Source organism: Parvibaculum sp. (assembly GCF_002684405.1).
In the GTDB taxonomy this organism is placed as follows: Bacteria; Pseudomonadota; Alphaproteobacteria; order Parvibaculales; family Parvibaculaceae; genus Parvibaculum.
In genome coordinates, this window is the sequence record NZ_NYVD01000179.1 from 1 (window position 1) to 7,185 (window position 7,185).

Here is a 7,185-nt window from a genome sequence, read left to right on the forward strand (position 1 = left end):
CGACGATGGACCCGCCATGGGCGGCCATGGTCACGTCCACCTGTTCGCGCGTCAGCACCTTGCGCGGGTCCTTGCCGGCGATGCCGGGCAGCATGACGGGGTCGGAGGTGAACTCATGATTGACGCAGAGAAGGCCCCGGTCGCTTGCATCGGTGCCATAGGGAAGCGGCACGAAGCCCACATAGTCGTTGTTGTAGCCGAATTGCAGGCGCTGGGCGGCGGCGGTCTGTTCCATCGGATCGAAATCCGGGGCGCCCTTCAGAATCGGGTCGCCCCAGCGCAGGATGGGCTCGGCGCGATAGCCGCGCGCGACATGATGGGTCTCATCCACGCCATGCTCGATTTCAGCGAATTTGAAGCGGGTGGGGTTCGGCTTTTCCGGTTCGGCGGCCTTCTGCGGTTCGTCGGTATCGTCGCAGGCGGCGAGCGCCAGAGGCGCGGAGGCCACACCGGCCAGCAGGGCGGCATTGCGCATTCCTTTGAGGAGGCCACGACGGCCGATGCGCCGGTCCCAGATTTCGTTCAGCGAGGGCGCCGTTTCCCTTGCGGCCGGTTCGTCATCCGCCGTTTCCAGTTGCCGGTCGAAAGAATCGCCATCCGCCATCACGCTCTCCTGATTTCAAAGCAGGCCGAAAAGCTATGGCTGGGCCATGACGATTGAATGACAGGGGGATGACCGCGCTATTGGCGCGCAGGGCATGAGCGGGCATAGTCGCGGGCAAAGAGAACCGAGAACAGGGAGTAAAAGACATGGCCATCTATGCGCTGGGCGACACGCAGCCGATTCTACCGGGCGAGGGCGACTACTGGGTCGCGCCGGATGCGCAGGTCATGGGCAATGTGAAGCTGGAGAAGAATGCCAGCGTCTGGTTCAACGCGGTTCTGCGCGGGGACAATGAGCTCATCACCATCGGCGAAAACTCCAATGTGCAGGACGGCTCCGTGCTGCACACCGATATGGGATCGCCGCTCACCATCGAGAAGGACGTGACCATCGGCCATATGGTGATGCTGCATGGCTGCACGATCGGCGAGGGAAGTCTGGTGGGTATTGGCAGCATCATTCTCAACAATACGAAGATCGGGAAAGGCTGCCTGATCGGCGCCAATACGCTGATCGCGGAGAACAAGGAAATCCCGGACTATTCCATGGTGCTGGGCGCGCCGGGCAAGGTGGTCAGGACGCTGGAGAAAGAACAATATGAAGCGCTGCGCCTTTCCGCCGAGCACTATGTGCAGAACTGGAAGCGCTATGCGGGCGGCCTGAAGAAAATCGGCTGATGCGCCGGCTCGTCCTTCTCGCCGCGCTGCTTTCGGTTTCGCTGCCGCCTTGTGCGATGGCGGCGGAAGCTCAGGCGGGTTCGGAGGGGCTTCGCCCGCTCGCTATCGCCGGGCAGGGCGGCAGGCATGATTTCCAGGTTGAAATCGCCGACGACAATGCCGAAAGGCTGCGCGGGCTTCAGGGGCGCGAGACGCTGCCGCGGGGGCAGGGGATGCTCTTTATCTATGAGGGCTGCCGGCGGGTGAGCTTCTGGATGAAGGATACGCCGGTTTCCCTCGATATCGCGTTTCTGGATCGCAATGGCGATATTCTGGATATCGCGGCCGGGACCGAGCCCTATTCGCTTGCGGGGATCGGTCCGGACAGGGATGTCTTCGCCGTGCTGGAGGTCGGCGCGGGAGAACTGGCCGCGCGAGATATTTCCGCAGGCGACCGGGTGCTCTACCCGGCGCTTGAGGGCCCGGCCTGCGAGTGAGGGATCGGCGTTAGACGGGGCGCTATCGGCTGATAGACTGTCCCGACCGTCATCAATGAAACGGCTTTGAAACAACAGATCAGGGAGTTGAGACCATGAGCGTTGCCGAGGACAGCACCGCGGCACCACAGGAGGTGCTTTACGAGGTTGCGGATCATATCGCGACCATCACGCTCAATGCGCCGGAGCGGATGAACACGATTTCCGCGTCCATGCTCAATCAGCTTACGGATTGTCTTCTGGAAGCGGATGGCGATCCGGATGTGCGCGTCGTCGTGCTGACGGGGGCGGGGCGCGCCTTTTGCGCCGGGCTCGATCTGAGGCCCGGGCAGGGCGGCGGTATTCTGACCGGCGCATCGCAGCCGACCTCGCTCGACCTGAAATACACGCCGCCGACCGTGCTTCAGGCGATGGAAAAGCCGACCATCTGCGCGCTGAATGGTGGCGCGGCGGGCTATGGCATGGATACGGCGATGGGCTGCGATATCCGCATCATGGCGAAGTCGGCGAAACTTGCCGCGGCCTTCACCAAGCGCGGGCTGGTGCCGGAATCGGGCGGCACCTGGATCCTGCCGCGTCTGCTGGGCTGGTCCAAGGCGGCGGAACTCATTTTCACCGGCCGCACGCTCAGCGCCGAGGAATCGGTCGAATGGGGACTTGCCTCGGAAGTGGTCGACAATGAAAAGCTGATGGAGCGCGCCATGGAAATGGCCGGGGAGATCGCCGCCAATGCGCCGCTCGCCGTGCAGGCGTCGAAACGCATGATGCGGATGGGGCTGAACGAGCCGTTCCCGGAGCATGTCCACCACGTCTATCTCCAGCTTCTGCCGCTGATGAAGACGGAAGATCTGCGCGAGGGCATGACGGCCTTCATCGAAAAGCGCAAGCCCGAGTTCAAGGGCAAGTGAGCCGAAGGAGAGCGGATGCGGGGCGGGGCGGATCAGGCTGGAGAGTGGTTTTCGCACGGTCGCGTCCCGCCGTTCCTGCAAGGGGTGTTGCTGGCGGTTCTTCTGCTGGCGGCATCCGCCTTGCCGCTCAGCGCCGCCGGGCTGTCGGGACGTTATGAGGGGATCGGCGCCGGGGCGGGCATGTCGCTCGTGCTCAACGAGAGGGGGGAGCGCATCGAAGGTGCGTTCCGGCCGCGCGAGGGGCTCGAATACCGCCTGTCGGGCGAGCGCTCGGCGAAGGGCGCGGAAGGCTCTCTGATTATCGGCGGCAAGGCATCCGCCGCCTTCTTTCATCTGGAGAAGCGGCCCCTCGGCGTTCAATTCCTTTTCATTCCGTCCAATGCGAAGGGCCTGCCCGATATTGCTTCGGCGCGGGAATATTCCTTCCTGAACGAAGACGCCCGCAAAGCGTCATCGCCCGATTACCGCCCCGCGCCGCAAGCGCCGGTCGATGTCGTGCGTTTCGTCGATCGTTATACGGAATGGTCGCCGCGCGACGTGGCGCGCCAATATGCGGCGCTGCCGGACGATATGCGGGCGCTTATCCTGCTTTACGATTATGCAAGCGTGGATGTCATCTGGCGTATCTGCCGAAGCGGACCGCCGAACGATGCTTTTCCGCAAGCGGCCTTGGATGAACTGCTTGATCGCCAGACCGCCGATTGCCGGGAAATTCTCCGGCTCGTGAAGGACGTGCAGGACAAGAAGCATTTCGGCGAATTCCTGCGCCGCGCCAAGTTCGAGATGCAGCTTGTGCGCTCGACCGTGCAATGCGCGCGGGGGCGGATGCCGCAGGCGCGCTGCGCGGATGTAAGCGCCATTGGCGGGCCGCTCATATTGCGCTGGCAGGATGCGACAGTCTTGCTGGGGGGTGCGGCAAGGGGGGAGGCGGCCGTCACTGCGCCGCCTGCCGATTTGCCGCCGGATATGTCCGCCGATGCATCGGCCGGGACGGAAGAGGTTCGCGGGCAGGCGCCTGTGCCGCTCTCGCGTCCGTCTTTGTCCGAGGTTGAGTCTTCGGGGAGCGTGCCTCCGACCGACGGGCCGGACGGTGCCGGATCGGCTGGCCGTGAGGTGGAAACGCCGGGTGCGGATATGCGGACTACTCTCTCCGCTCCGCTGCCGCTTGCGCGGCCCCGGCGTTAAAAAAGCGATGCGAGCGCGGTCCTAGTCGACCGAGACGAGTTCGATCTCGAAGGTCAGGTCCTTGCCGGCCAGCGGATGATTGGCGTCCAGGCGAACGGCTTCGTCCGACATTTCCGTTACCACAAGCGGGATCTCTCGGCCGTCCTGCGCGGTCGCGGTCAAGCGCATGCCGAGCTGGATTTCCATTTCCGCGGGAAGTTCGGTACGGGGCACTTCCTGCACGAGGCGGGGATCGTGCTCGCCATAGGCCTGCTCGCTGGGAATGGTGAAGGTCTTGCTCTCACCGGGCTCCATGCCGACCACTTCCTGCTCGAAGCCGGGAATGACCGTCTGGCTTCCGACCGCGAATGCAATCGGCTCGCCATTCGCGCTGCTGTCGAACACAGTGCCGTCGCTGAGCTTGCCCGTATAGTGGACGCGGACCGTATCGCCATTTGCTGCTGCCACAATTTACCTTTCCGCATGCCCGCAGCCTCGCGGCGAACATGCAATATCCGGATAACAAAACGGGCCTTCAGCCATGTGCTGAAAGCCCTTATCGGTGGCAAGCCTAACATCCGCCAAGGCGCAATGTCACCCGCGCGCGGGCCGATAAAGGCCCGCTGTCGTCAAATCGTGACGTTCGGTAGCCGGGTTTCAGATGGGACGGCGCCAGACCTTACGGATTTTGGCGTCCACTTCCGGTCCGCGCGAGTTCCACGCGGCGCGGTCCCGTGTCGCGTCGACCACGAAGATCGTATCGGTCGATCCGATATGCTGGCTCAGATCGTTGAGAAGGGCCGGGGCCGTCAAATCCGGCGCGGCGTTCACGCACCAGACATTCGGCGCCAGCTTGTAGGCGGGGCCGAGCGACATGATCGACTGTTCGAGCGGGCCCGCATAGCGCGACTTCACATCGAGCACGATCATGAAGTTGCTGCTTTCGGGCCGTTTGCGGCGGTCCTGCTGCCCCTTGCCCGGGCCGTATTTCGGACGGGCTTCCGTGCCGTCGATGACGGGGCGGTTGGTTTGGGTGACCGGGTATTCGGCCTCCTGCTGTTCGCCTTCATGCCGGTGGGCTTCAGCCCCGAGGTCCTTGCCCCCCAGAGCAAAGAAATTCGTGAAATGGGGAACTTCGTCGGCGCGGCGCCAGTCGGCCGCGGCGAGCGGCGTGCCTTCGGGCGCGATCAGGCTATGGCCTGCGATACGCCCCTCGGCGATATAGGTCTGCATCGCCTGAAACGAGTAGGGGCCGTAAATCCTGTCGCCATATTTGAGCGTCCAGCGGGTTTCCGCCTCGGGGCTCTCACCGGCCGACATGTCTTGTCCTGTGGGATTTGCCGCGCTCATGACTGTGCAGAATCAACCTGGAAAACGGGTGTGGCCGCGATCCCCCCGCATTGGCCGCGAAGGGGGTGATAATGAAGCCTAGAACCACTTGGTTAACGCGAGGTCAATTGCCGGAAACTTGCTCCATGCGGAGAGCAGGGGCAGGATCGGCGGCCAAACGGGCAGAAAAGTCCCGTTTCAACAGCTATTTGCGGCGCCCCGGCGGGGCGACCGCCGACAGGGATGGATCTAAAAATGGGTACAGAATTCTGCACCGCGGAGCGCGAGGGAAATGTTCTCGTCGTAACGATCAACCGGCCCGAGCGCATGAATGCGCTGCATCCGCCGGCGAATTTCGAGCTGGAGGAAATCTTCAACGATTTCGAAGCCGATGACGATCTCTGGGTGGCCATCATCACGGGTGCGGGCGAAAGAGCGTTCAGCGCCGGCAACGATCTGCGCTTTCAGGCAGAAGGCGGCAAGATGGAAGTGCCGGCGACGGGCTTTGCCGGTCTTACGGCGCGCTACAACATCACCAAGCCGGTTATCGCGGCGGTGAACGGCGTTGCCATGGGCGGCGGTTTCGAGATTGCGCTGGCCTGCGATCTCATCATTGCGTCGGACAATGCGAAATTCGCGCTGCCTGAGCCGAAAGTCGGCCTTGCCGCGCTGGCCGGCGGCCTGCACCGTCTGCCGCGCCAGATCCCGGTGAAACAGGCCATGGGCATGATCCTCACCGGCCGTCAGGTCTCCGCCGAAGAAGGCAAGGAACTCGGTTTCGTGAACGAGGTCGTGCCGCAGGCGGAATTGCTCGATGCGGCGAAGCGGTGGGCGGGGCTCATTGCGGAATGTTCGCCGATGTCGATCCGGGCTTCCAAGGAATCCGTCTATCGCGGTCTGGACGAGGCCGATCTCAAGAAGGCGGTCGAAGGCAAATATCCCTCCGTTGCCGCGCTCTTCAAATCGGAAGACCTCATCGAAGGTCCGCGGGCCTTTGCCGAGAAGCGCAAGCCGCAGTGGAAAGGCAAGTGAGAAGGGGCAGGTAAGTCCCGTCAGGGCGTCGCGGCGGCGCGCGTTTCCGCCAGCGAGGCCGTCATCTGCTTGAAGCGCCGGGCCGCCGCCACGAAAGGCGGCTCGGTGCCGGGCGGCGGCAGGTTCGCGAGAACCGCCGGCCCGTCCTCGCCATCCGGATCCAGCGCGACCCAGATATAGGGCCGGCGATGCGACTGACGCATCAGCCATTCATAGGGCGCCTGCCGCCAGGGCAGGATTTTCCAGGTCATATTGTCGAGCACGAGATCGCCGCGATCGGTGGCGACCAGCAGAACGGCATGTCCTTCGCCGTTCCATTGGCGGACCACGGCGACGGAAAGCGCCGTGAGCGGCCAGCCGCGCTCCGTGAGCAGGCGTTGTTTCAGAAGCGCAAGGTCTTCGCAGTCGCCGCCCCGGTCGGGATCGGCATAGGCCCAGTATTCCCGCATTCCATAGAGCGAGAGATCGTCCCGCTCGGGAATGGACCTGTTCACAAAGTCGTTGATGTCGTTGAGTTCCCGCCACCGCTCCGACGACAGATGCATGGGGGCGGGGTGGTCGCTGCCGCCCGTGCACCCGGCCGGATTTCTCAGGCAAAAGCCGATATAGCCCGCAGGCGGCATGACCTGACGGCCAACGGGCAGCAATGCGCCGCTTTCGACGGACCGCTCTCCTGGTGCGGGGGCTGTGGCATCGCGTGGTATTTGCGAGGCCGTGCCGGTGACAAGGCCCGGCGGCGTGGCGGGCTGAAGCGCCAGGCCGAGCAGGACCAGAATAGAGCCGAGCCGTGCCGCGCGGGCATAAGGCCGGTTTGTCCGTTGCACCATCTCTCTTGTCTCGTCCGGTGGTTGCTGCGATTGCGACCGATACGTGTGTAGATCGATGGATGTATACTAAAGGGTGTGTCTTAAGTTTGTGTCAATGCGGCACAGCCAGGCCGGACCGGATGCGTTTACGAGTGCGTTTGCAGATGAGGCCGAAAAACAGCCGGCCCC

The 7,185-nt window shown here is 63.5% G+C and carries 8 protein-coding genes and 1 pseudogene; 5 read left to right on the forward strand and 4 right to left on the reverse strand.

Features of this window, described 5'->3' with window-relative positions:
* Window positions 1-604: alkaline phosphatase PhoX (locus CMI59_RS16535; RefSeq protein WP_293329331.1), on the reverse strand; the 604-nt coding region annotated here is incomplete at its 3' end.
* 146 nt (window positions 605-750) lie between these two features.
* On the opposite strand from CMI59_RS16535, the gene CMI59_RS16540 reads away from it, so the two are divergent.
* From CMI59_RS16540 to CMI59_RS16555, 4 genes are all read left to right on the forward strand, one after another.
* Entirely contained in the window at window positions 751-1,281 is a 531-nt protein-coding gene (locus tag CMI59_RS16540) for a gamma carbonic anhydrase family protein (protein ID WP_293329332.1), read from the forward strand.
* Window positions 1,281-1,757, forward strand: a complete 477-nt coding sequence (locus tag CMI59_RS16545) for a DUF192 domain-containing protein (protein WP_293329333.1) — start codon at window positions 1,281-1,283, stop codon at window positions 1,755-1,757. Before CMI59_RS16540 ends, CMI59_RS16545 begins: the two co-directional genes overlap by 1 nt.
* Window positions 1,758-1,852: 95 nt before the next feature.
* On the forward strand, window positions 1,853-2,665 hold the full coding sequence (locus tag CMI59_RS16550; protein ID WP_293329334.1) for an enoyl-CoA hydratase-related protein: 813 nt from the start codon (window positions 1,853-1,855) through the stop codon (window positions 2,663-2,665).
* A gap of 15 nt (window positions 2,666-2,680) precedes the next feature.
* Window positions 2,681-3,850: a hypothetical protein gene (locus tag CMI59_RS16555; protein WP_293329335.1), complete on the forward strand. Its 1,170-nt coding sequence runs from the start codon at window positions 2,681-2,683 to the stop codon at window positions 3,848-3,850.
* A gap of 21 nt (window positions 3,851-3,871) precedes the next feature.
* Here CMI59_RS16555 and CMI59_RS16560 read toward each other — a convergent pair.
* Window positions 3,872-4,279 (reverse strand): annotated as a pseudogene (locus CMI59_RS16560) (peptidylprolyl isomerase); the annotation flags it as partial.
* A 207-nt stretch (window positions 4,280-4,486) separates the two neighbouring features.
* Window positions 4,487-5,149 carry a DUF4339 domain-containing protein gene (locus CMI59_RS16565; protein WP_293329336.1) on the reverse strand — a complete coding sequence of 221 codons (663 nt, stop codon included), beginning with the start codon at window positions 5,147-5,149 and terminating at the stop codon, window positions 4,487-4,489.
* A 264-nt stretch (window positions 5,150-5,413) separates the two neighbouring features.
* Between CMI59_RS16565 and CMI59_RS16570 the strand changes: the two genes are divergently transcribed.
* A complete protein-coding gene (locus CMI59_RS16570; RefSeq protein WP_293329337.1) occupies window positions 5,414-6,190 on the forward strand; it encodes an enoyl-CoA hydratase-related protein in 777 nt (258 codons plus the stop codon).
* Between the two features lie 20 nt (window positions 6,191-6,210).
* On the opposite strand, the gene CMI59_RS16575 is transcribed toward CMI59_RS16570, so the two are convergent.
* Complete coding sequence (locus tag CMI59_RS16575) at window positions 6,211-7,017, reverse strand: transglutaminase-like cysteine peptidase (RefSeq protein ID WP_293329338.1); 807 nt, start codon at window positions 7,015-7,017, stop codon at window positions 6,211-6,213.
* Window positions 7,018-7,185: the final 168 nt, after the last annotated feature.